The sequence below is a fragment of the bacterium genome, from assembly GCA_024226335.1.
In the GTDB taxonomy this organism is placed as follows: domain Bacteria; phylum Myxococcota_A; class UBA9160; order SZUA-336; family SZUA-336; genus JAAELY01.
The window spans coordinates 14,203-36,612 of sequence record JAAELY010000489.1; the positions used below are offsets into that span (position 1 = coordinate 14,203).

The following is a 22,410-nucleotide window of genomic DNA, read 5'->3' on the forward strand; positions in this document are numbered from 1 at the left end:
AAAGCTCGGCCGAGTCTAACCGGACGAGCCCGAATTGTCAAAACAGATAAGGCAGAAACCCCTGGAAAATCAATCAGTTAATAGGTTTTCACGGTCCGGAGTAGGAATTCCCTCAGACGGGCTGGACGCGGCGCTCGAGGCCGAACTCGCAGAGCTTCGGGATGCAGATCTGTATCGCAGCCTGCGCCGGGTCTCAGGCCTGCAGGGTCCGCGCATGCGCGTCGACGGACGCGATGTCCTGATGTTCGCCGGGGCAAACTACCTCGGGCTGGCGGGCGATCCGCGGGTGATCCGGGCGGGCGTGGAAGCCGCCGAGGCCCACGGCTGTGCCGCAGCGGGATCGCGCCTGATCAACGGCAATCTGGAACTGCACGAGGCCCTCGAGCAAGAACTTGCCACCTTCACCGGGCGCGACGCGGGTCTGGTCTATAGCAGCGGCTACATGGCCAACGTCGGCGTGATCACCGCCCTGGCCGGGCCCGATGACGTAATCGTGAGTGACGCACTCAATCACGCCAGCACGATCGACGCCTGCCGTCTGAGCCGCGCCCAGACACGCGTTTTCCGACACAACGACCCCGCCGATCTGGCACGGGTGGCGGCCGGACTCTCCGGTTTTCGCCGGCGCATCCTGGTCGCAGATGGCGTCTACAGCATGGACGGGGACATGGCGCGTTTGCGAGAGATGATCCCGATCGCGCGCGAACACGACATGGTCTGCGTACTCGACGACGCGCACGGCCTGGGAGTGCTTGGAGACCTCGGGCGCGGAGTCGAGGAAGTCGAAGGCGTTTCGGTCGACGTCTCGATCGGAAACCTGGGCAAGGCGCTAGGCAGTTTCGGAGCCTTCGTGACCTGCTCTGAACGCATGCGCGAATACCTGATCAACGTGTCGCGCCCATTCATCTTCACGTGCGCCGTCGCACCGTCGGCACTCGGCGCTGCACGGGAGTCGCTGCGCCTGCTGAGAACGGAACCCGAGCGGCGGGCCCGCTTGCACACGCGTGCCGAGCAGCTGCGCAACCTGCTGCGAGACGCGGGTTTCGACACGGGTGCGAGTACCACTCATATCGTTCCGGCAATTGTCGGTGAAAATGACACGGTCATGCGCCTGTGCGAAGCCGGCCTGGAACGCGGCATCTACGCGCAGGGAATCCGTTACCCATCGGTTCCGCGCGGCTCAGCTCGTATCCGCTTCACGCCCATGGCCGAGCACACGCAAGAAGACATCGAACGCGTCGCAAAAACCTTCGCGGAGCTTCTCTGATGCCCGATCCAACCCTCAGCGAGACCGAGAAACGCGATCTTCAAGATCGCGATCGGCGCTCCGGCTGGCATCCGTTCACACAGATGAGTGAGTGGATGGACGGCCATTCCGTGGTCGTCGAACGAGGTGAAGGCAACTACCTGATCGATACGGACGGCAATCGCTATTTTGATGGCGTGTCGTCGCTCTGGGTGAACCTGCACGGCCACGATCACGAAATCCTGCGCCGCCGCATCCACGAGCAGTTGGACAAGATCGCGCACTCCACACTCCTGGGACTGGCGGGCATTCCGTCGATCGAACTGGCCGACGCGCTGGTCGAGGTGACGCCATCGGAGCTTTCGCGGGTTTTCTTTTCGGACAACGGTTCCACGGCGATGGAGGTGGCCATCAAGATCGCCTTCCAGTACTGGCAACAGTCCGCGCTGGAGACCGACCGAAGGCGCACGCGCTTCGTCGCGTTGAAAGACGCCTACCACGGCGACACTCTCGGAGCCGTGGCCATCGGCGGTATCGAGCGCTTTCACGAGGCGTTTCGCCCGCTGGTGTTCGACGTTTTGCGCGCCGAGAACGCCCCCTGCTATCGCTGTCCGCGGGGCCTGGAATACCCGAGCTGCAAGATCAAATGTCTGGAATCCCTCGAGGGCATTCTCGAGCAGCACGGCGGTGAAGTCGCCGGCGTGATCGTCGAGCCGTTGGTACAGGCAGCGGCCGGAATGTTGATGCTGCCCGATGGCTGGTTGAAACGGGTCCGCGAGCTCTGCGATCGCCACGGCACTCTGCTGATCGTCGACGAGGTGGCCACGGGTTTCGGCCGTACGGGCGAGATGTTCGCGTGCGACCACGAAGACGTCTCGCCCGATATCATGGCGCTGGCCAAGGGTCTGACGGCTGGCTTTCTTCCCCTGGCAGCCACTCTGACTACGGAACGCATCTTCGAGGGTTTCCTCGCTCCGGTTCGGGACTCGCGCCAGTTTTTCCACGGTCACTCGTACACGGGAAACGCCATGGGCTGTGCTGCAGCGCTCGCCAATCTCGAGATTTTTCGGGAAGAAGACGTGATACCGCGCGTGCAGAAGCTGGCCGCTCGACTCGAACAACGACTCGAAGCACTTCGCGTACTCCCGGCGGTCGGGGAAATCCGTTTTCGGGGATTGATGGTGGGCGTCGAGCTGGTGCGCGATCGGGAGACTCGTGAATCCTTCGATCCGGGCGACCGGGTGGGACATCTGGTGTGCATGGCCATGCGCAAGCACGGCATCATCTTGCGGCCGCTGGCCGACACGGTCGTCATCATGCCCCCGCTGTCGACCACGCCAGAGGAACTCGACAAACTGGTCGAGTCTCTGGCCGCATGCATCGTCGAGGTTACCGGCGGGTGATCGGAGTCTTCGTAACGGGCACCGACACCGATTGCGGAAAGACCGCCGTCGCCTGCGCCCTGGCACGCGCGGGTCGGGGGTCGGGAGCACGCGTTCGGGTCGTGAAGCCCGCCGAAACGGGCTGCGAAGAGCGTGACGGCAGGCGCCTTCCGGCCGACGCCCTGGCCCTGGCGAATGCCGCGGGAGATTCGCGCCCGATCGAGCGGATCTGCCCGTATCGATTGGGGTTGCCGGTGGCTCCCGCGCTGGCCGCGCGGGAAGAGCGCACGCGAATCGAGCAGTCCACACTCGAAGCCGCCGTGAACGACGCGGCGACGGACGCAGACCTGGTCATCGTGGAGGGAGCCGGTGGACTTCTGGTACCGCTGAACGAAACAGCCAACATGGCGGATCTCGCGTCGCATCTCGATTTGCCGCTGCTCGTGGTCGCTCGCGCGCGACTGGGAACACTGAACCACACGCTGCTCACGCTGGAAGCTGCCCGCGCACGAGGCCTGAACGTCCTCGGAGTTGCAATCAGCCACGTGGATCCCGATCTGACCCCGGCGGATCGCAAGAATCTGGACCTGTTGCTGGAAATGCTCCCCGTTCCGCTTGTCGGCGAGCTTCCGCACGGCGCCGCTGAACTGAATTCTTTCGATTTCGGCGCTTTCTGCCGGGCGGTTGCCGGTCCCTGACTCAAGCCCACAGTTTCTCCGACCGATTCCGGTTCTGATGGGCTTTGAAGAAAAACAGACCGAGCAGGAAGCGATCGATGAGGAGCTGGCCGTGCTCGACCAGGGCATCAAACGCCTGCGCATCGACCACGATCAGTACTTCCTCGGAATCTTGAAACGGCCCCCGACGGTGCTGCTGGCGAAGGTTCAAAAGATCATCATCCAGTTTTCTTCCGCACCGCCCCGAAATACGCGTCAGAAGTTCCGCTACAACCAGTTGAACTCGAGATTCCAGGTGATGCGGCAACAATGGGGCCGAATTCAGCGTCAGATCGACGCGGGAACTTACAAGCCGCATCGCTTCAAAGCCGACCTGCGCGAGAAGGTCGCCATCGAAAACGCCGATGGGAATCCTTCGGGCGGGGCCTCCGCAGATTCCAGCTCGGCGCCCGGGGGCGTCACCGCACCCGGCGCAGCGTCCTCCGGGATGGACCGACTCTACAACGCGCTGCAATCCGCCCGTCGCAAGACCGGTGAGCACGGCGGTCTGGACGCGACAGCCCTGGCCAAGGTGGTGCGTCAGCAGACGACGGCCCTCAAAAAGCGCTACGGAGACGCCAAGATCCGTTTCAAGGTCGTGATCGAGGACGATCGCGCCAAGATCAAGGCGACCGTTTCCAAGACCTGAGTCCAGACCCCCAGCTGCGCTACCCTGCGCGGTGTGAATTCCAAGATTCCCATGCTCCGGCTCGACGACCAGATCTCCCAGCTGTGGCCGGAGCTGGAAAAGGCAGTTCTCGACGTCATTCGCTCGGGGCATTTCATCCTGGGTCCCAATGTCGAAGCTTTCGAACGGGAGGCCGCGGAGTTCCTGGGCGTGCGTCATGCCGTCGGCGTCAGCTCGGGAGCCGACGCGCTGATCATCGCTCTGCGTTCTCTGGGCATTGGGCTGGGCGACGAAGTCATCGTCCCGTCCTTCACCTTCTTTGCCACCGTCGAAGCCATTGCGCTGATCGGGGCGACACCGGTCTTTGCCGACATCCAGCCGGCGAGCTTCTGTCTGGATCCGGATTCGGTAGCCGCCGCAGTCACAGCGCGAACTCGGGCGATTCTACCGGTGCACCTGTTCGGTCATGCGGCGGAGATGGGTCCGCTTCTGCAAATCGCAGAAGATCGCAATCTGGTGGTCGTGGAAGATGCCGCGCAGGTCTTCGCGGGCACCTACGAGGGCCGTCGCCTGGGCAGTCTTGGAGCCGCCGCTGCCTTCTCGTTCTTCCCCAGCAAGAACCTCGGAGCCATGGGCGATGGCGGTCTGTTCGTGACGCAGGATGACGCGGTCTCCGAGCAGGCGCGTCTGTTACGAGGTCACGGCTCCGTACGGCGCTATGTCCACGAGGCCATTGGCTATACGGCCAGGCTCGACGAGATTCAGGCGGCGGTGCTGCGCGTCAAGCTGCCGCATGTAGAGCGCTGGAACGAGGAACGGCGTCGCATTGCCGCGCGCTACAGCGAAGCCTTGAGCGAAATCCCGGGGTTGACGGTCCCGAGCGAGGCCGCTGACGTGAAGCACGTGTATCACCAGTACACCTTGCGCGTTGCGGATGGACGCCGCGATGCGCTGCTCGACACCCTGGCCGAGCTGGGCGTGTCGGCAGTCATCTACTATCCGACACCGTGCCACGGTTTCAGCATGTTCGACCCACCCGCAGGTGGTCTTCCAGAGACCGACCGCGCCGCGGCCGAAGTGCTCAGCCTGCCGATCTGGCCTGAGATGGAAGATGCGGCCGTGGAACGCGTGATCGAAGCCACGCGCCAGGCGATGCAGCGGATCAGTTGAGCGGGATGCCCTTGTCGCCGTCGGCGTAGATGTCCCGGACTTGCGCCGCGCTCAGCGGCACATTCCAGATCGCGACCGAGTGGACGGCACCCTCGAAACAGTCTTCACCTCGGAGGCCACAGCCGATCGAGATCTGGCGTGCCGAGTCTTCCTGGACCCCGCCGTAGCTCAGGCCGTAGATCGCCCCTTCGCGGAGCTGACCATCCACGTACAGGGAGAACTTATCGCCCTGGGTACCGTTCCAGGTGATCGCCAGGTGGACCCATTTCCCGACCCGTAGATCGGCTGGATGCACCCAGTCGCCGAGCGGACGCCACCAGCTACTTTCGAGTTGGGTGTGAAATGGAGTGCCCTCCAGGCCACCCTCGATGCGTACGCTGATCTGATTGGCCGAAACCCACGGAACGCCTACCTGGAGCAGGACCATGGACCGATCGAGTTGATCCGGACGGACCCACGCGGCCAGACTCCAGGCGTTCTGGATTGACAGGGGAACGGCTGCTTGCGGGCCGAAGATGGCCTCCAACCGGCCGTCGAACTCGAGATAGCTTCCAGAGACGTTTGTCTGAACACTACCGGCGCCCAGGCTTCCGTAGAACGTGTCGAGCCCGGCCTTGGATCCACTCCCCGAATCGGCGCCAATATCGGCGAGGTCGTCGCCCAGGCGCCACCAGTGTTGCAACGCTTCGGAAGGACCGCGGACAGACGAGTCCGGAGCGGGTTCAGGTGCAGGTTCCGGTTCCGGCTCAGGCTCAGGCTCAGGCTCAGGCTCAGGCTCAGGCTCAGGCTCAGGCTCAGGCTCAGGCTCAGGCTCAGGCTCAGGTGCAGGCTCGGGTGCTGGTTCCGGTGCAGGTGCTGGCTCTGGCTCTGGCTGAGGCTCCGGCTCCGGCAACTCGCTGTCGGGCAACTTGGTCAATTGGAATAGATTTGAAGGCGATGATTCGACAATGCCTCCCGCCCACTCGATGTAGGCGGTCAGCAAGAAGAAATATGAACGGGCGGGATCGACAGCCAGAAAGGCCACGGCCTCGCCGGAGACCAATCCCCGCGGGCTTCCGATATCGATCCGAACAGGGTTCGGCGACTGGCTGGTCATGTAGTACAGGCGATAGCCGTCAACACTGGGATCGGATGGAACCTGGTAGCGCAGGGCCACGATTCGCTTACCGGCCGGGATTTCGGCCAGATTCGAGATGAACGAAGCCTCGGGAGTTGCGGCCTGAGCGAAGGACGCACTCCATCCGAAGCACACACACAGAAGTGCGACGAGCGCGTAGCACCCTGTCGCCTTCGCGTTACTGGTCTCTGGCTGGCCCCTCATCCATCCTTCTCATGGGTCGGCCCAGCGCAGTGGACCGCCCCTCAAACTCTTGCGTCTGATATGCGTTACGGGATTGCGCGCAACTAACCCGTGATCGCCGTCACGTATCAACATATTCCGTTCTGGCGGGAATCGGAACGGCATCCCGCCGTGTGGCGGGTTGCCGCCTAACGTCGCTGTTGAACGGAAGTGGCCAAGTACAGGTCCACAACGGTTCAGAAAGCGGGTTCCGGGCAAGAAGAACGCCGCTTCGGCGAGGGTAGCGCAAGGAAGGAAACGTGATTCAAATCCAGCAGTTGCACTGTGGATTTGCCACTAGATACAGGACTGGGAGCGTCGCTCCTGATCAGGCCTTCTCGCTCCCGATCTCGGCGCCGTCGGCACTCTGTGCGAGAACGATCACGCGATCGTGACCGACCTCGGCAAAGCCGCCTCCAATTTCTACTTCTGTCGTGCGTCCATCGGCCGTGTAGCAGAGCACACCACCTTCAATCGGAGCAAGAAAGGGTTCGTGCGACGCAAGAACGCCGAAGTCACCTTCCTGTCCCGGGACCACGACGGTCTCGACTTCTCGGTCGAGCACCGGGCGTTGGGGCGTAACGATTGTCAGCTGAAAACCCACTAGTCGTCCGACTTCAGCATCTGCTCGCCGCGCTCGCGAGCTTCGTCCACGCTGCCCACCATATAGAAGGCCTGCTCGGGCAGATCGTCGTGCTTGCCATCGATGATCTCTTTGAAGCTGCGGATCGAGTCCGCGATGCGCACGTACTTACCGGGTTTCCCGGTGAACTGCTCGGCCACATAGTTTGGCTGCGAGAGGAACTTCTCGAGCTTGCGCGCACGCGCGACCACCGTCTTGTCCTCTTCGGACAATTCGTCCATACCCAGGATCGCGATGATGTCCTGCAGGTCTTTGTACTTCTGCAGAACCTGCTGGACGGCGCGCGCGGTGTTGTAGTGCTCGTCGCCGACGACCTGGGGATCCAGGATGCGACTAGTCGAGTCGAGCGGGTCGACCGCGGGATAAATTCCCAATGACGCAATTTGACGCGAGAGCGTGATGGTTGCGTCAAGATGCGCGAACGTGGTCGCCGGTGCGGGGTCGGTCAGGTCATCCGCCGGAACGTAGATCGCCTGCACCGAGGTGATCGAGCCCTTCTGCGTCGACGTGATCCGCTCCTGCAGCTGACCCATGTCGGTGGCCAGGGTCGGCTGGTAGCCGACCGCGCTGGGAATGCGACCCAGGAGCGCCGAAACCTCGGAACCCGCCTGCGTGAAGCGGAAGATATTGTCGATGAACAGAAGGACGTCGCGGCCTTCGCCATCGCGGAAGTACTCGGCGACTGCCAGAGCCGTCAATCCGACGCGCGCGCGCGCCCCGGGCGGCTCGTTCATCTGTCCGTAGACCAGGGCGGCCTGCTCGAGGACCCCAGACTCCTTGAACTCCAACCACAGGTCGTTGCCTTCGCGAGTGCGCTCGCCAACACCGGCAAAAACCGAGTAACCCGAGTGCTCCTTGGCGATATTGCGAATCAGTTCCTGCATCAGAACCGTCTTGCCGACGCCCGCGCCGCCGAACAGACCGATCTTGCCTCCGAGCGGGAACGGGCAGAGCAGATCGATGACTTTCAAGCCGGTTTCGAACTGTTTGATCGAGGTCGACTGATCTTCGAGCTTCGGCGGAGCCGCGTGAATGGGCGCCAGCGTTTCGCGACTGATGGGGCCAGCTTCGTCCACCGGAGCGCCGACCACGTTCATGATCCGACCCAGAGTAGCTTGACCGACCGGGACCTGGATGGGTGCGCCAGTACTGACGGCCACCTGACCGCGGACCAGACCCTCGGTGGAATCCATGGCGATACAGCGCAGATTGTTCTCGCCCAGGTGCTGGTTGACCTCGATCACCAGATTGTCGGCGTCGTCATTGAGCGACGGATTGGTCAGGGTGAGCGCGGTATAGAGTTCGGGCAGTTCGCCCGGCGGGAACTCGACGTCCACGACGGGGCCCATCACCTGAAGAATCTTGCCTTCGGCGGCCATTTCATATCTCCTAGAGGGCTTCGGCGCCGCTGACGATTTCGCAGAGCTCGGCCGTGATCGCGGCCTGGCGCGCCTTGTTGTAGTCGAGCGTCAGCGTGCGCGTCAGCTCTTCGGTGTTGTTGGTCGCACTATCCATCGACGTCATGCGAGCACCGTGCTCGCCCGCCTGCGTTTCCAGCAGTGCTCGAAAGACATTGAACTCGACGGCCCGCGGAATCAGCTGGCCGAGCAACTTCTCGGGGCTCGGCTCGATTTCGTAGGCCGTGGCACTCTCGGAAGCGGGCGGCCGAACCGGCAACAGGATCTCTTCGGTGGGCGTCTGAGTGAGAGCCGAGACGAACTCCGGGTAGATCAACACGGTCTGATCGCATTCCTCCTGGGCGAAGCGCTCCATCAGGAAACTCGCGATCTCCACGGCGATCGAGGGTGTGGCGTTGGGAAGATCTTCCCAGACCCGCACGGGTTTGTTCCCGTGGCGGGCATAATGCTCGGCGCCACGCCGACCGATCGCGATGACCGAAATCTCATCGACTTCACCCGCGCGCGCATCGATCACCGCCTGCCCGCGTTTGATCATGTTCGAATTGAAAGCACCGCAGAGACCACGGTCGCTCGTGAACAGCACCAGGTCGAGCTTGCGGACCTCGCGGTCCATGAGCATCGGGTGGATGTCGGATTCGAGGCCGCTGGCCACCGATCCCAAGACGTCGCGCAGCTTTTCTGCATAGGGACGCGCTGCGTTGATCGCGCTGGTCGCACGGGCGAGCTTGGCCGCCGCCACCATCTTCATGGCTTTGACGATCTTCTGCGTTTTCTGCACCGCAGTGATTCGACTGCGAATATCGCGGAGGGAACCCATCGCCTACTCCGGTCAGGCGGCCGACTTGGAAGGCTCGAAGACCTTCCCGAAGGCGTCGAGCGCCTCGCCGAGGCGCTCTTCGAGATCGTCGTCGAGTTGCTTCTTTTCCCGGATGTCGCCGAGCACTCCCGCAGCGTTCGAACGCATGTACTCGCTGAGTTCGTTCGCGTAGCGCGGCACATCCTCGACCGGAATGTTGCGGACCCACGAATCCCGATCGTCGGTCGGAGTAGCCGCGTAGATCTGCACGATCTGCTCTTCGACATTGAGGGGTGCGTATTGCGACTGGCGCAGGATGGCTTGCAGGCGCTCCCCGTTTGCGAGCTGTTCTTGAGTGGCCTTGTCGAGGTCACTGCCAAACTGCGAAAACGCCTCGACCTCTGCGTACTGGGCGAGCGTCACCCGGAGACTACCGGCAACCCCCTTCATGGCCTTGATCTGCGCGTTACCGCCGACCCGGGAAACCGAGATACCTGCGTTCATCGCCGGTCGTTGACCGGAGTTGAACAGGTCGGTTTCGAGGAAGATCTGGCCGTCGGTGATCGAGATGACGTTGGTCGGGATGTAGTCCGAAACATCGCCGGCCTGCGTTTCGATGATCGGCAGAGCCGTCAGAGTGCCGCCGCCCTGGGCATCACTCATCTTGGCCGCACGCTCCAGCAGGCGCGAGTGGATATAAAAGACGTCTCCCGGAAAAGCCTGACGTCCCGGCGGACGGCGCAGGAGCAGGGAAAGCTGACGATAGGCCACGGCCTGCTTCGAAAGATCGTCGTACACGATCACCGCGTGCTTGCCGTTGTCGCGGAACCATTCGCCCATTGCACAACCTGTGTAGGGAGCGATGAACTGCAGTGGTGCCGGATCGGCGGCGCTGACCGAGACGACGATCGTGTAATCCATGGCGCCTTCGGCCCGCAGGCGTTCGACCACCTGCGCCACCGTGGATTGCTTCTGGCCGACGGCGACGTAGATGCAGTAGACGTCGGTGTTCTTCTGATTGATGATTGTATCGATGGCGATCGCCGTCTTGCCGGTCTGGCGGTCGCCGATGATCAGCTCGCGCTGACCGCGCCCGATCGGCGTCATGGCATCGATACATTTGAGGCCGGTCTGCAGCGGCTCGGTCACCGGCTGGCGATCGACGATCCCGGGGGCCTTCAGCTCCACGCGTTGCACCGCACTGGTTGCGATCGGGCCCTTGCCGTCAATCGGCTGGCCGAGACCGTCCACGATGCGTCCGCAGAGTTCATCGCCTACGGGCACTTCCAGGATCGTGCCAGTTCGGCGCACGAGATCGCCTTCGCGGATGTGCTTGTCATCACCCATGATGGCGATTCCGACGTTGTCGTCTTCCAGGTTGAGCACCAGCCCCTGAACGCCCCCGCCGAACTCGACGAGTTCACCGGCCATGACCTTGTCCAGTCCGTAGACGCGGGCGATGCCATCGCCGACTGACAGGATCGTTCCCGTCTCCGCCACATCGATCTCGCGATCGTAATCGCGGATCTGACGCCGGATGATGTCGCTGATTTCAGCCGCCTTGATCTTCATGAAACGGATCCCTTCTTGAGGTTCGCTCCCAGCGTCTCGAGCTGAGTTCGGATACTTGCGTCGAGCAGGCGGTCACCAACGCGCGCGATCAGACCGCCGATGAGGCTCTCGTCGACGTCGAGTTCCAGAGTGATCTGCGCTCCAAAGCGCTGTGACAGAACCTGTCGCAGTTGTTCCTGCTGTTCGTTGCCAAGCGGTCGCGCCGAGGTCACCTGTGCTTCTAGTTTGCCTTCAGCGCGGTCGACCAGTTCGCGCAACGCCGAGCGGATCGCCGGGAGCGAGTGGATGCGGTTCTCTTCGACGAGCAGGCGGGCAAAGGCGCGGACTTCGATGGACAGCTCGAGTTTGGTCGCCAGCTCCCCGATGACCTCACGGCGCTCGGCCCGCGGGTGGATGGGCTGAAAAAGCACGTTCTGGAGTTCTTCGCTCTCCAGGATCTGGTCGGTCAGGGCATCGATCTCGTCCGCGAGGCGACTGCTTCCCGCCGCGTCATCGCCGAGTCCGAAGACCGCCCGCGCGTAGCGCAGGGCCAGAGCTCCACCTGCGCTCATGACTGGCTCCCTACCCGCTCGACGAAGTCAGCCACGATGCGCTGATCGTCGTCCGGCGTCAGGTTTTCCCGCAGGATGTCGCCGGCGAGCTTCGTCGCCAGAGATGCGGCCTCGATCTGCAATTCCTTGCGCGCGCGCGCGATTTCCTGATTGGCAACCCGGACTGCGTCTTCCTGGATGCGAATCGAAGTCTCGTTGGCGCTTTCGATATTTCGGGTGGCTTCGGAACGCGCGTTGTCCTGGGTTTCTTGGATGAACCTGACTTTTTCGGCTTCGAAACTGCCAAGCTGCTGGCGCAGTGCCGCGATCTCCTGCTCGGCTTCGGCCAGACTGCGCTCCGAAGCTTCGATCTGCTCGCGGATTCCGCTGCTGCGCTGCTTGAGGAAATCGCTCAACGGTTCGCGCACGAAGCGGAAAAGGATGAAACCGATCAGGGCGATGTTGAAAACCTGAAGCCCGAGAGCCTCCCAGTTGTGCCCGTGGTGCTCGGCGCCGGCCGCATCGCCAGCCGCGAGCGCACTGGTGCTGATCAGCAGCAACGCGATCACTGACGGCAGCAGAATTCCGAAGCGCTTCACAGTTCTCTCCCCAAGATCTTCGAGGCCGCTTCTTGCGCCAGCGTCTGGGCGTCGGATTGCAGAGACTGGCGCGCCTCACCGAGTTCGAGTGAAATCGTGCGGCGCACATCGTCGATGGACTCGCCTGCGCGCTCGCGGGCCTGTTCGAGAATCGATCGTTCCTGCTGATCCGCGTCGCCCAGAATCTCCACGCGTTTCGACTGGGCCTCGACCCGCATCGCGACCAGCTGAGTTTCCAGCTCTTGCTGAGCGGCCAGTGACTCCTGACGCACGCCGTCTGCGCGCTCCGCAGTCCCGGTGGAAAGCTCCTCGCGTTCCTGGATCACACCGAGCAGGGGTTGGATCACCAGCTTGTTCACGGGGTAGATGAGCAGTGAAAAGACGAGCAGGTTCAACCCGACGAGTTGGAAGTCGGGTGAAAGATTGAGTGCGGCCGCTGCAGCGTCGAAAGGGGTGCCGAGCACCGTCAGCGCGGCAATCGGGAGCAGCAGGATTCTGGATACGTCCCGCAAAGTGACCTCGCTCTCTGTGCAGCTTTGGCGATGCGATTGGACACGGTGGGAGCAATGCTCTGCGTGCAATCCCGACTCGAGATGAGTCGAATCGAGGCCACACCCGTACACAAGGGGCAGGCCCAAGCTCCCGCGCGGACCGGAGTATGGCAAAGACGTCCCTCAAGTCAATAAACCCGGGACTGCCGCAATTCGTTGCGGCGTGAGGGCAGGGCAGGCCTCGGGAAAGACGTGGGAGTGTCCTGTTCCAGAAGTTCGGTGACTATCGCGACGCCCGCCCATCCCCGCCGGCTGCGTTGGAAAGGCCTTGAAGTATCAACGGATACTCCAGCGGCCTCCCGCCTTGCCAGCGTGGCGTCCGGGCACCTGGATGGGCACCGAACTTCTGGAGCAGGACGCTAAGCGATCTCTCCCATTTCGACCTTGGCCTCGATCCGCGCACCTTCGTGCACCACGAGTTTGGGCGTGTGGATGACGCCTTCTACAAAAGCAGCCGGGCCGATCTCGACCAGCTCCTTCGCGACGATCTTTCCCCGGATCGATCCGCGCACGATCAGGCCGCGAACCGAAAGATCTGCCTCGACCGTACCGGTTTCGCCGATGACCAGCGTACCCTCTGCGATTGCATCGCCTTTGAAGTGCCCGTCGACGCGTACCGTACCGCTGAACGAGACCTTGCCTTCAAACGAGGTCCCCACATCCAGAAATGCCTGCAGTTCGTCCTTCACCGTTATCCTCCGAGCAAAAGGTCGGCGAGCCGATCCAGCTCACCTTCTCCGAAGTAGTGTAGTTCGATTCGGCCTTTGCCGGGGCGACCGATCACACGGACCTTGGTCCGCAACTCCTTTCGCAGGTTGTCCTCCAGGTCCACGATGTGGATGTCGCGGGTCGGACCTTTGGCCAGCGTCTTGCCGCCGGTATTTGACGCAATGCGTCGACCTAGTTCTTCGGCGCCGCGCACACTGAGCGCACCGCGCACGATCTGATCGCGCACCATTTTGCGATGCGATTGGGGAACCTGCAAAACGGCCTTTGCGTGACCGAGTGTGAGGTTGCCGTCGATCACGTCCTGCTGGATTTCGCGGTCGAGTTCCAGTAGCCGTAGGTTATTAGCCACACTTGAGCGATCGAGGCCGACCCGGCGTCCGACCTGCTCCTGCGTCATGCCTTCGTTTTCGATCAAGACCCGGAACGCCTCGGCGAGCTCGATGGGATTCAGGTCGGCGCGTTGAACGTTCTCGACCAGAGCCATTTCCACGACTTGCCGGTCGCTGGCGTCGAGCACGACCACCGGCACTTCGTCGAGCCCGGCGAGCTGGGAGGCCCGCCAGCGGCGTTCCCCGATGATCAGCTCGTAGCCGTGTTGCTGGCGGCGCACGACCAGGGGCTGGAGGATCCCCTGTTCTCGTATGGAGGCGGCAAGCGTGTTGAGATCCTGGTCTACAAACGCCTTGCGGGGCTGATTCGGATTGGGGTGAATCGAAGAAATCTCGAGGTAGAGCGGTGCCGTGTCCTCGGGTGTTTCCTTTTTGATTTCAGCTACTTCCGCCACTTCCGGACGTGGCGTAGGGGTCTGCGGAATCAGTGCGGAAAGTCCTCGACCCAGTGCCTTACGCGTCGCCATTTTCCCCGATCCTTTCCAGCAACTCCTCCGCGAGTTGGAGGTAGCTCATTGCGCCCTTCGAGCTGATGTCATAGAGCAGCGCCGGCTTGCCGTGACTCGGAGCCTCCGAGAGCCGGACATTTCTGGGAATCACCGACTTGAACACCCGGTCTCCGAAATGCTCGCGCGTCTCGCGAGCGACCTGCAACGACAGATTGTTCCGGGGGTCGTACATGGTCAGAACCAGACCCTCGATCTCGAGTCGGGGATTCATCTGTCCCCGCACCAGCTCGATGGTCTGCGTCAACTTCGCGAGCCCCTCGAGGGCCAGGTATTCGCATTGCAGCGGAACGAGCACCGAATCCGCGGCCACGAGGGCGTTCAAGGTAAGGAGTCCCAGCGATGGTGGGGTGTCGACCAGAATGACGCGGTAGTGATCTCGCACGCTCTTGAGGGCGGACTCGAAGCGGCGCTCGCGCCCTGGAGCATTCGCCAGCTCGACCTCCGCACCGACCAGCTCCGTGGAAGAGGGCACCAGCTTCAGGAATTTGAGCTCGGTCTCGAGCGAGATCTCGTCCAGATCCACCTGATCGACGAGCGCGTCATAAATATCGCGATCGACGTCCGACGGCATGAATCCGAGGCTCGATGTGCTATTGGCCTGCGGATCCATGTCGATCAGCAGCGTCGGACACTCGGCCGCTGCAAGAGACGCGGCGAGATTGACCGAGGTGGTCGTTTTCCCGACTCCGCCCTTCTGGTTGGCTACTACGATTACGCGAGCCAAGTTTCCCCCCCCCCGAGGCCGTGAAATCAGCGCGCTTAGTGTACTGCATTGTTCCACGTGAAAGGAAGTCGGTCCGGTGAGATGGCGGCGGAATTCTTCCTGAGGCCGGCGATAATTGCGCAGCGACATGGGTAGCGGGGCAGAGAGAGGCCAGGGGGGCCCGGTTCATCCGGTTTTCCGATCGGATTCGCGCTCAGCAGGCGACGGCAGGCGACGGGCGGTGTTCCACGGGAAACGCTCGCCATCCGCCGCGGTTCGAGAGACGTGGTTCGAAGAATGGGCTGGAACCGCTCGAAACACCCGGTTCGCACCCGGCCAGATGGATGGATGGAATTTCCCGAATCGCGTTCGCCGGTATCGGAGCCTTTTCTCTGGATCAACGATCTCTTCGACGGAGGGCAGAGGGGGAGGAGTTGCTCGGCGGGCCTCCGGGTGCCGCTTTCGGTGTCAGGCGCGGATTCCTATGTGTTCCATGGGGAACATGTGGAACAACGAGACTTCAGTGTGTTCCACGGGAAACGTGTGGAACGGCAGGACCTCAGTGTGTTCCACGGGAAACGCTCGCCGCTGAGATGCGCAAGACGGATCCGCGCTTCCCCAGCGAGATCTCCGCGTGAGGATCTAGCGAATGGCGATCCGCACTCGATCCCACCCACACCCAGATCTCTCCCTCATCCTTGACCCACGGCCTGGCGATTTCCACGGCCTTAGAAGGTATGGCAACGGCTCGGAGCGTCGCGACGTCGTACCGCTCTGCGGGTGGCTCTGCGGGCGGTTCTTCGATCTTGGCGCGGAGAACTCGCGCGCCGAGCCCGAGTGTGCGGACACAGTGCCGCAGGAAATGAACGCGTTTTTCGCGGATCTCGACGAGCGTCATCTCCACGTCGGCCCGGGCAATCGCCAGCGGGATGCCCGGAAAACCGGCTCCACTACCGAGATCGACGACGCGACTACCGGGACTCAGATACTCCGCCGCAGAAAGCGAGTCGCTGACGTGCTTGGCCAGCGCAGCGGGGTCTGTGGACCCGACGAGATTGATGCGCTTCGCCCAGGTGCTGAGCTCGCTCAGGAAGGCGTTGATCTGGGAGCGAGTCCCAGAATCTTCGCTCACGCGGGTACGAGTTTGACCCGTCTCGCCCGGCCTTCGCCTTCACTCTCCGAGCGAACCCCGGACTCGTCCTTCAGCGCGTTGTGGATTACCCAGCGCTCACGCGAGTTCATCTCGCGCATCACCAGGGATTCCCCGTCATCCCTTACCTTTGCAGCGGCGTCCCGGGCCTCTTTCTCGAGTCCGGCCTCGTCGATCTCCGGACGCGGCCCTCGAGTATCACGACCTCGGTTGTCGCCGCGCCGTCCATCGCCATCGCGATCCCCGCGTCCGCGACCACCGCGCTCCCGGCCACCGCGTTCCCGATCGCCGCGATCTCCCCGATCCCGGGCTGCGGGACGGCCGTTCTCCGCGAGCTCGACGCGCGCGGACGATCCTTCGCCTTTCAGCTTCTCGGCCACGCGCTCGACCAGGTGGGAAAGCGAAGGCAGGACTCGCGAGTCACGAGAGTCGAGTTGCATGATCCCGGTGCCGCGAAGCGTGAACACCTGCTCACCCTCTTTGCCCTGGCTCTCGCTGATTCGCACGCCGTCTGTGCCCATGTGGCTCAGGACCGTGTCGAGAAATTCTCCAACCGGGCTTAGTTCTTCCGGTTCGTCCGAGATGGACACGATGATCAGTGAGCGCCCCCCGAGCCCGGAGACTTCGCTGGAGTCGGGGACCACGTGAACACGGAGCTTGCCCTGTTCAACACCGTAATGTGTTACTGCTTTGGCGACCGCTTCGTCGCTTGTATCGGCAACGAACTCTTTGACATCTTCGAACACGACTGCGTTCCTTCGCTTGGTTTCAGGCGGGGTCGGGGGCCGAGCGGTTCACGAACAACTGCTGGGCTATGCCCAGTAGATTGCTAACAAACCAGTACAAGACCAGGCCCGACGGGAATTGATAGAAGAGGAAAATGAACATGACGCTCATCATCATCATCATCTGCTTCTGCTGCGGATCCGCATTGGGAGTCGGCGAGAGTTTCTGCTGAAGTAGCATCGATCCGCCCATGAGCAGCGGCAGGATGCGCAACGGCACCGGTCCGATTGCGAATAGATTCTCTGGCGCCGACAGATCGTTGATCCAGAACGCGAACGGCGCATGACGCAGATCGATCGACGACTGAAGAGCAAAATACAACGCGATCATGAACGGCATCTGGATCAGCATCGGAATGCAGCCGCCGCCCATCGCCGTCAGCGGGTTCATCCCTTTCTGCTTGTAGAGTTTCATCAACTCTTCTTGCAGCTTGCCGCGGTCGTCTGCGTACTTCTCCTGGATGGCCTTCATTTCCGGAGCAATCAGGCTGAAACGCTTCATCGACTTCATCGAGCGCTGCGTCAAAGGAAAGGTCAGCAGACGCAGCAAGATCGTGAGCAGAATGATGGCGACGCCGTAATTCCCCCAGATATTGGTGTAGGTCCAGTTCAACAACCCAGCGAAGAGATCGACCAGCGGTCGCACCCACACCCAGCCAACGACCGTCGCCGGGTCGAGCTTTGGGCTGACCACGGCCACGTGCTTCGCGATCTTCGGCCCCATGTAGAGGCGATAGGATCGCTCCACACCCGTACCGGGCGGTACGGGGATGGGTGCGTAGCGTATGACCGCCTGTCCCAGATCCCGGCCCAACGGCCCCAGATAGGCCGACGCATCGCGCGAGTTCTCGACGATACCGGCCAACAGGAAATACTGGCTGTCGATGCCCGTCCACTCGACCGGCGCCGGTATCTCGAAGCCCGGAGTCCCATTTCCCCCGAACAGGCCCGAGAAGAAACCCGGAGATTCGATCCCGCGGATGGCCGTGCGCTCAATGCCGTCTTCGGCCAGCGCCACGACGCTGTAGTTCATGTAGTGATCCGGAGCGTCGCTCGCCCGCTCCATACCGTAGAAGGCCAGCTGGAATAGCGGCCGAACCTCGGCGGATCCGCGGTTCTTCAGCGCCAGCTCGAGCCGGGCCCCGTAGCCGGTTTCGTCCAAAGAGATGCGCCGAGTGACTTCGACACCGTCTCGCACCACGCGCAGTTCTATGTGACGCGGCCCCTGCGAAGTGATCTCGTGTTCCACGCTCTCGAGTCCCGCGAGCGGCTCGTCGCCGACTCCCAGAAAACTCACTAGAGTGGCGCGCCCGCTCCCGGTTACCAGTTGTACGGGCTGGGCGTCATCCCCCAGGCGATCGCGGAACTGAGACAACTCGATGCTTTCGATACGCCCACCCAAGCTACTGACGCTGATTTTGACTGCGTCATTTTCCAGTCCCACGAGCGAAACCGGCCGAATGCTCTGACGCGGTGTGTCAGGTTCTGCAATCGCTCCGGGTTGGGAAGGAACGGGGGGCAGCCCTGTATCGGGCGCGCGACCGGGTTCCGGTGCTTGCGTCGTGGCGGCCGGCAAAGGCTGAGGGGGTGTCAGCGGAGGCGGAGGCGGTTGGTTGAACAGCGCCAATGCGATGAGCACGGCAGCCAGGGCGATAATGGCAATCTGGACGCGATCCACGATTTTCCTACGGCAGGTCCAGGCCGCCACCGGCGAATGGATGGCAACGACCCAGGCGACGCATCGCCCGCCATCCGCCTCTGAGAACACCGTCTTGCCGGATCGTGGCGACGGCGTATTCAGAACAGCTCGGATAGTAGCGGCACGCGGGACCCATGAATGGGGAAATGGCGCGCTGGTACAAACGGACCAGTGCGATCAAGACAATTTGTCCGATGTGCGGTCTCGGGAGCCGTTCATCGGGGGCTTCCGAAGCACTCGATCGAGGTCTGTCTGTACCTCGATCAGCTTCAGGGACGAGGGTATGGACCGTTTCGCAATCACGATGAGGTCTCGTGCTCCCAACTCGTAGCGGCGCTGTCGGAACCACTCCCGAACGACCCTCTTGATGCGATTGCGGCGAACCGCATTACCGACCTTGCGTGTGACGGTGATGCCCAGGCGGGTAGGCTCGGTGTCGTCACGGTCGGAAATGAAGACGATGAAGAAACGGGTCACCACCCTGCGACCCTGACGCGTTCCCCTCAAAAAGTCGGAGCGCCGCAAGCGGCGCCGGAACTCGACCAGCCCGGTCATATCGACCGAATGGTTACTTCCTGTCGTTCGTGTTCGGCGTCAGCCGGTGGCGGCCCTTCGCGCGTCGACGGGCGAGGACCCGACGTCCACCCTTGGTAGACATACGGGCACGGAACCCGTGAGATCGGGCCCGACGAATTCGACTGGGCTGATATGTGCGCTTCATGGAGGTGGCTCCGCTCGTACGAACGCGATGAAACTAGATGGGAGCATAGGCCTCCGAGTGTGTCAATGAGCGCGGGAAAGAGCCCCGGGTGCGTTGAAGGCCGTTTTCCGGGGGTGAGCCATCCGCGCGCTTTCACGGCTGTTTTTCGACGCGGAAGATCTCTCCTTGCAATGCTGCGCGGCGCTCTGATATGAGCTGTGCTTATCCCACCCACTTCGAGCCGAAAGGTTGACGCCTGTGATGTTCGGCGGTTCGCTCGTCCTTTCTTCCGACGACGAAGCCAGCGTGCTCTGGTCCTCGGTACAACACTCTCTCATTTCGAGACTTCCGGCCGAAGTGTGCGCGGCGCTCGCTCAGCACTCTCGATGCCTGGGCCGAACTGCGTCTACTCTTCGGATCGCGGCGACGGCAGAAGAATTATTGGGCTGGGCTCGAAACGGTCACCTGGCCGCCCTGGAATCCGCGGCTTCGCAGCTTTCCGAAGGTGCCTGTGAGCTCGCGATGCTGCCCGTCGACGACGCGCGCGACCTCTCCGTTGATCCCAGTCACGACTTCGCCAATTTCATCGTCGGACCATCGAACCAGGAATCGCTCCGACGAGCTGAGGATTTCGCACCCGGGGCTGGAAAGAAGCCCGGGTTGCTCTTCATCCAGGGTCCTTCGGGTTCGGGAAAATCACACCTGCTTCACGCGCTTGGCCATCGTTTCCGCGAAACCCACGGAAACGCGGCGGTTCTACTCGGCAACGCCGAAGAGCTCTCGCTGGAGCTGATCAACGCGATCTGGAACAACGAACTGGCGGGTTTCCGTGCTGTCCTGCACGGCGCGCGGGCGCTTTTAATCGACGACGCGCAAGCGCTGGCAGGCAAAGAGGCGACCCAGGAAGAGATCGTGCACGCAATCGACGCGCTCGCCGAAGCCGGGGTGCCGGTCGTGGTCGCCAGCACGCGCGCTCCCTCGCGGATCGCAGGATTGATCGAACCACTGCTCCAACGCCTGGAAGCCGGCCAGCACCTGCAGTTGAATGCCCCCGAATGGGAGACAAGGGTCGCGATCGTTCTGGATCGCATCCAACGCTGGCAGGTGGATGCATCCGCGCCCGTGGCTTCTTTTCTGGCGGGTAAGCTGCGCAGCAATCTGTCGCGCCTCGATACACTGCTCACCTCACTGATGACGCACTCCTCGTGCGCTCAGAGCCTGGCGGATCTCAACGCCGTCAAACACGCGCTCAACGAGGCCGGTAATCGAGCGATTCGCGTATCGCCTGAAGATGTTTTTTCCGTAGTCTGCCGTCATTTCAGCGTCAAGATGCGCGACCTGCGCTCTCCGAGCCGAAGCCCGCGGGTAACCACACCGCGCCAGATCGCCATGTATCTGATCCGGCGCTATTGCGGTCATTCCTACCCGGAAATCGGACGCCGCTTTGCTCGGCACCACACCACGGCCTTGCACTCAGATCGATTGGTCCGACGTCATCTCGACCAGAACGGAAGTCTGCGCGCAGCGGTCGTGCTGCTGGAAAAAGAACTACTTCGCCTGTCAGAGGATGGTGGATAACCGTTGGAGAAAACCGGTTCGAGAGAGTCCCTGTCGAGACTCCTCACCGACGACCCACTGGTTCTCCACACTCCGATGTGAAAAACAAGTCGCTCATTCACGGGGGGTTGAGCGACTTTTCCACGTTTCCACCGGCCCGACTACTCCCCCTATTCTTCTTGGGTTAAGATCAATTAGAAGGAGAGCGGTATGAAGTTCCAAATCGAGCGCGAAGAACTCCTGCGCGGACTCGGAAGAGTCCAGGCCATTATCGAGCGACGCGGAACACTGCCGATTCTCGCCAACGTTCTGATCGATACCGGTGACGCCAAGATCACTCTGGCTGCGACCGATCTCGAAGTCGGCGTCGTGGCAACTCTTCCCGCCAGCGTCGAGGCACCGGGATCCGCCACCATCGGGGCGAAGAAGCTGTTCGAAGTCGTGCGCGAGTTCGACGGTGAGCAGGTATCCCTCGAGCTCGACGGCAACGCCCGCGTTTCGATTGATTGTGGCGGTGCGCATTTCTCCATGATGTCGATCTCGCCCGAGGAGTATCCAACCCTGCCCGACGGTGAGGGGGTGGCCTATGTCTCGCTCGAAGCCGGACTCCTGGCCTCGATGATCGATCGCACGATCTACTCCACCTCGACCGACGAGACCCGTTACAACCTGAACGGCGTCTTCATGGAAGGCAAAGAAAAGCGGGTCCGCTTCGTGGCGACCGATGGCCACCGCATGGCCATGATCGATCGCACCCTGCAGGAGCCGGTGGGCTTTCTGGACGCGGGCATCATCGTTCCGCGCAAGGGAGTGTCTGAAATTCGCAAACTGTGCGACGAGACAGACGGTGGAGTGGAGATCGGCCTCGGAGACGGGTTCCTGATCGTTCGGCGCCCCGATCTCCTTCTGACGAGCCGCCTGATCGATGGTGAGTTTCCGAACTACCGGCAGATCCTGCCCAAGGATCACAAGATCCGGCTGGTGATCGAGCGCGAACGACTGGTGCATTCCGTGCGTCGCATGTCGCTGATGGCCCACGAGCGCTCCCACGGTTTCCGTTTCGCCCTGGCGGACGGGCAGATCGAGCTTTCTGCCAGCAATCCAGACCTCGGAGAGGCCCGGGAGGCGATTCCGGTCGATTACACCGGGGAGGCGCTCGAGACCGGCTTCAATGCCCGGTACGTGCTCGACACCCTGAGTGCGATGACCTGCAAGGAAGTGGTGCTCGAACTCAGCGAGGAACTGACACCGGCCGCTTTCCGGCCGGCCGACGACCCCGACGAGATCGCGGTCATCATGCCCATGCGGTTGTAGCCGCGGGGTTGGTTCCGGGGTCGAAAATCTGGTCCCAAACTATGTTCCGTAACTGCTAGCCCTGAGCCTCGGATTTCGCTACTTTCGCGAACGATTGCAGTAGCTTGCGGTCTCATCCAGGCCTTGCTTCGGATGCTCGGCGACGGTGATGCTCCGCAGGCTACTCGTGCTTTGTAGCGCCCTCTCAATTCCGCGATCCACAACGGTTCACGTACGGCCAGATGAGCAGTCGGGATGCTCGTGACATCCGCGAAAAGCATCCGGTGCAAACTCATCCGGCCA

The 22,410-nt window shown here is 62.1% G+C and carries 24 protein-coding genes; 7 read left to right on the forward strand and 17 right to left on the reverse strand.

What is annotated here, in order from left to right; genetic code table 11:
* Positions 1-34 precede the first annotated feature (34 nt).
* The 5 genes from GY725_23470 to GY725_23490 are packed head-to-tail and all read left to right on the forward strand — an operon-like array spanning position 35 to position 5,142.
* The gene (locus tag GY725_23470) at positions 35-1,267 is read left to right on the forward strand and encodes an 8-amino-7-oxononanoate synthase (protein ID MCP4007153.1); all 1,233 of its coding nucleotides are present in this window, start codon (positions 35-37) and stop codon (positions 1,265-1,267) included.
* Positions 1,267-2,649: an adenosylmethionine--8-amino-7-oxononanoate transaminase gene (gene bioA, locus GY725_23475; GenBank protein MCP4007154.1), complete on the forward strand. Its 1,383-nt coding sequence runs from the start codon at positions 1,267-1,269 to the stop codon at positions 2,647-2,649. Before GY725_23470 ends, bioA begins: the two co-directional genes overlap by 1 nt.
* Complete coding sequence (bioD, locus tag GY725_23480) at positions 2,622-3,326, forward strand: dethiobiotin synthase (GenBank protein MCP4007155.1); 705 nt, start codon at positions 2,622-2,624, stop codon at positions 3,324-3,326. The genes bioA and bioD overlap by 28 nt, the downstream gene beginning before the upstream one ends.
* A gap of 37 nt (positions 3,327-3,363) precedes the next feature.
* Positions 3,364-3,993: a hypothetical protein gene (locus GY725_23485; protein ID MCP4007156.1), complete on the forward strand. Its 630-nt coding sequence runs from the start codon at positions 3,364-3,366 to the stop codon at positions 3,991-3,993.
* Between the two features lie 51 nt (positions 3,994-4,044).
* Complete coding sequence (locus GY725_23490; protein MCP4007157.1) at positions 4,045-5,142, forward strand: DegT/DnrJ/EryC1/StrS family aminotransferase; 1,098 nt, start codon at positions 4,045-4,047, stop codon at positions 5,140-5,142.
* Here the strand turns inward: GY725_23490 and GY725_23495 are convergent.
* From GY725_23495 to rpmH, 17 genes are all read right to left on the reverse strand, one after another.
* Positions 5,135-6,463: a LamG domain-containing protein gene (locus GY725_23495; GenBank protein MCP4007158.1), complete on the reverse strand. Its 1,329-nt coding sequence runs from the start codon at positions 6,461-6,463 to the stop codon at positions 5,135-5,137. The two genes, GY725_23490 and GY725_23495, sit on opposite strands and share 8 nt — an antisense overlap.
* A gap of 346 nt (positions 6,464-6,809) precedes the next feature.
* Positions 6,810-7,085 carry an ATP synthase F1 subunit epsilon gene (gene atpC, locus GY725_23500; protein MCP4007159.1) on the reverse strand — a complete coding sequence of 92 codons (276 nt, stop codon included), beginning with the start codon at positions 7,083-7,085 and terminating at the stop codon, positions 6,810-6,812.
* On the reverse strand, positions 7,085-8,503 hold the full coding sequence (gene atpD, locus GY725_23505; GenBank protein ID MCP4007160.1) for a F0F1 ATP synthase subunit beta: 1,419 nt from the start codon (positions 8,501-8,503) through the stop codon (positions 7,085-7,087). The genes atpC and atpD overlap by 1 nt, the downstream gene beginning before the upstream one ends.
* Positions 8,504-8,513: 10 nt before the next feature.
* Positions 8,514-9,362 (reverse strand): ATP synthase F1 subunit gamma, encoded by an 849-nt coding sequence (atpG, locus tag GY725_23510; protein ID MCP4007161.1) that lies wholly within the window; start codon positions 9,360-9,362, stop codon positions 8,514-8,516.
* Positions 9,363-9,374: 12 nt separating this feature from the next.
* The gene (locus GY725_23515; GenBank protein MCP4007162.1) at positions 9,375-10,913 is read right to left on the reverse strand and encodes a F0F1 ATP synthase subunit alpha; all 1,539 of its coding nucleotides are present in this window, start codon (positions 10,911-10,913) and stop codon (positions 9,375-9,377) included.
* Positions 10,910-11,464 (reverse strand): ATP synthase F1 subunit delta, encoded by a 555-nt coding sequence (atpH, locus tag GY725_23520; GenBank protein ID MCP4007163.1) that lies wholly within the window; start codon positions 11,462-11,464, stop codon positions 10,910-10,912. Before atpH ends, GY725_23515 begins: the two co-directional genes overlap by 4 nt.
* Positions 11,461-12,042 carry an ATP synthase F0 subunit B gene (locus tag GY725_23525; GenBank protein ID MCP4007164.1) on the reverse strand — a complete coding sequence of 194 codons (582 nt, stop codon included), beginning with the start codon at positions 12,040-12,042 and terminating at the stop codon, positions 11,461-11,463. Before GY725_23525 ends, atpH begins: the two co-directional genes overlap by 4 nt.
* Positions 12,039-12,554 (reverse strand): ATP synthase F0 subunit B, encoded by a 516-nt coding sequence (locus GY725_23530; GenBank protein MCP4007165.1) that lies wholly within the window; start codon positions 12,552-12,554, stop codon positions 12,039-12,041. Before GY725_23530 ends, GY725_23525 begins: the two co-directional genes overlap by 4 nt.
* Positions 12,555-12,952: 398 nt before the next feature.
* Entirely contained in the window at positions 12,953-13,282 is a 330-nt protein-coding gene (locus tag GY725_23535; GenBank protein MCP4007166.1) for a polymer-forming cytoskeletal protein, read from the reverse strand.
* A 2-nt stretch (positions 13,283-13,284) separates the two neighbouring features.
* Positions 13,285-14,178 carry a ParB/RepB/Spo0J family partition protein gene (locus GY725_23540; GenBank protein ID MCP4007167.1) on the reverse strand — a complete coding sequence of 298 codons (894 nt, stop codon included), beginning with the start codon at positions 14,176-14,178 and terminating at the stop codon, positions 13,285-13,287.
* Positions 14,165-14,944, reverse strand: coding sequence for a ParA family protein (locus GY725_23545; protein MCP4007168.1), 780 nt, complete (start codon positions 14,942-14,944; stop codon positions 14,165-14,167). Before GY725_23545 ends, GY725_23540 begins: the two co-directional genes overlap by 14 nt.
* Positions 14,945-15,482: 538 nt before the next feature.
* On the reverse strand, positions 15,483-16,055 hold the full coding sequence (rsmG, locus tag GY725_23550) for a 16S rRNA (guanine(527)-N(7))-methyltransferase RsmG (protein MCP4007169.1): 573 nt from the start codon (positions 16,053-16,055) through the stop codon (positions 15,483-15,485).
* Complete coding sequence (locus tag GY725_23555) at positions 16,052-16,819, reverse strand: hypothetical protein (GenBank protein ID MCP4007170.1); 768 nt, start codon at positions 16,817-16,819, stop codon at positions 16,052-16,054. Before GY725_23555 ends, rsmG begins: the two co-directional genes overlap by 4 nt.
* A gap of 22 nt (positions 16,820-16,841) precedes the next feature.
* On the reverse strand, positions 16,842-18,536 hold the full coding sequence (gene yidC, locus GY725_23560) for a membrane protein insertase YidC (GenBank protein ID MCP4007171.1): 1,695 nt from the start codon (positions 18,534-18,536) through the stop codon (positions 16,842-16,844).
* Between the two features lie 7 nt (positions 18,537-18,543).
* Positions 18,544-18,753, reverse strand: a complete 210-nt coding sequence (yidD, locus tag GY725_23565; protein MCP4007172.1) for a membrane protein insertion efficiency factor YidD — start codon at positions 18,751-18,753, stop codon at positions 18,544-18,546.
* Positions 18,735-19,082 (reverse strand): ribonuclease P protein component, encoded by a 348-nt coding sequence (rnpA, locus tag GY725_23570; GenBank protein MCP4007173.1) that lies wholly within the window; start codon positions 19,080-19,082, stop codon positions 18,735-18,737. Before rnpA ends, yidD begins: the two co-directional genes overlap by 19 nt.
* A 43-nt stretch (positions 19,083-19,125) precedes the next feature.
* Positions 19,126-19,278: a 50S ribosomal protein L34 gene (gene rpmH, locus GY725_23575; protein ID MCP4007174.1), complete on the reverse strand. Its 153-nt coding sequence runs from the start codon at positions 19,276-19,278 to the stop codon at positions 19,126-19,128.
* Positions 19,279-19,698: 420 nt separating this feature from the next.
* On the opposite strand from rpmH, the gene GY725_23580 reads away from it, so the two are divergent.
* Together GY725_23580 and dnaN are read left to right on the forward strand one after the other, a co-directional pair.
* Positions 19,699-20,835, forward strand: a complete 1,137-nt coding sequence (locus GY725_23580) for an AAA family ATPase (GenBank protein ID MCP4007175.1) — start codon at positions 19,699-19,701, stop codon at positions 20,833-20,835.
* Between the two features lie 189 nt (positions 20,836-21,024).
* Positions 21,025-22,128, forward strand: coding sequence for a DNA polymerase III subunit beta (dnaN, locus tag GY725_23585; GenBank protein MCP4007176.1), 1,104 nt, complete (start codon positions 21,025-21,027; stop codon positions 22,126-22,128).
* Positions 22,129-22,410 lie beyond the last annotated feature (282 nt).

What these genes read in the sequence shown, in the direction of transcription:
- bioA (MCP4007154.1), top strand. Translation starts at nt 1,267, where the DNA reads ATGCCCGATCCAACCCTCAGCGAGACCGAGAAACGCGATCTTCAAGAT.
- bioD (MCP4007155.1), top strand. Translation starts at nt 2,622, where the DNA reads ATGCATCGTCGAGGTTACCGGCGGGTGATCGGAGTCTTCGTAACGGGC.
- GY725_23485 (MCP4007156.1), top strand. Translation starts at nt 3,364, where the DNA reads ATGGGCTTTGAAGAAAAACAGACCGAGCAGGAAGCGATCGATGAGGAG.
- GY725_23490 (MCP4007157.1), top strand. Translation starts at nt 4,045, where the DNA reads ATGCTCCGGCTCGACGACCAGATCTCCCAGCTGTGGCCGGAGCTGGAA.
- GY725_23495 (MCP4007158.1), bottom strand. Translation starts at nt 6,463, where the DNA reads ATGAGGGGCCAGCCAGAGACCAGTAACGCGAAGGCGACAGGGTGCTAC.
- atpD (MCP4007160.1), bottom strand. Translation starts at nt 8,503, where the DNA reads ATGGCCGCCGAAGGCAAGATTCTTCAGGTGATGGGCCCCGTCGTGGAC.
- atpG (MCP4007161.1), bottom strand. Translation starts at nt 9,362, where the DNA reads ATGGGTTCCCTCCGCGATATTCGCAGTCGAATCACTGCGGTGCAGAAA.
- GY725_23515 (MCP4007162.1), bottom strand. Translation starts at nt 10,913, where the DNA reads ATGAAGATCAAGGCGGCTGAAATCAGCGACATCATCCGGCGTCAGATC.
- atpH (MCP4007163.1), bottom strand. Translation starts at nt 11,464, where the DNA reads ATGAGCGCAGGTGGAGCTCTGGCCCTGCGCTACGCGCGGGCGGTCTTC.
- GY725_23540 (MCP4007167.1), bottom strand. Translation starts at nt 14,178, where the DNA reads ATGGCGACGCGTAAGGCACTGGGTCGAGGACTTTCCGCACTGATTCCG.
- rpmH (MCP4007174.1), bottom strand. Translation starts at nt 19,278, where the DNA reads ATGAAGCGCACATATCAGCCCAGTCGAATTCGTCGGGCCCGATCTCAC.
- dnaN (MCP4007176.1), top strand. Translation starts at nt 21,025, where the DNA reads ATGAAGTTCCAAATCGAGCGCGAAGAACTCCTGCGCGGACTCGGAAGA.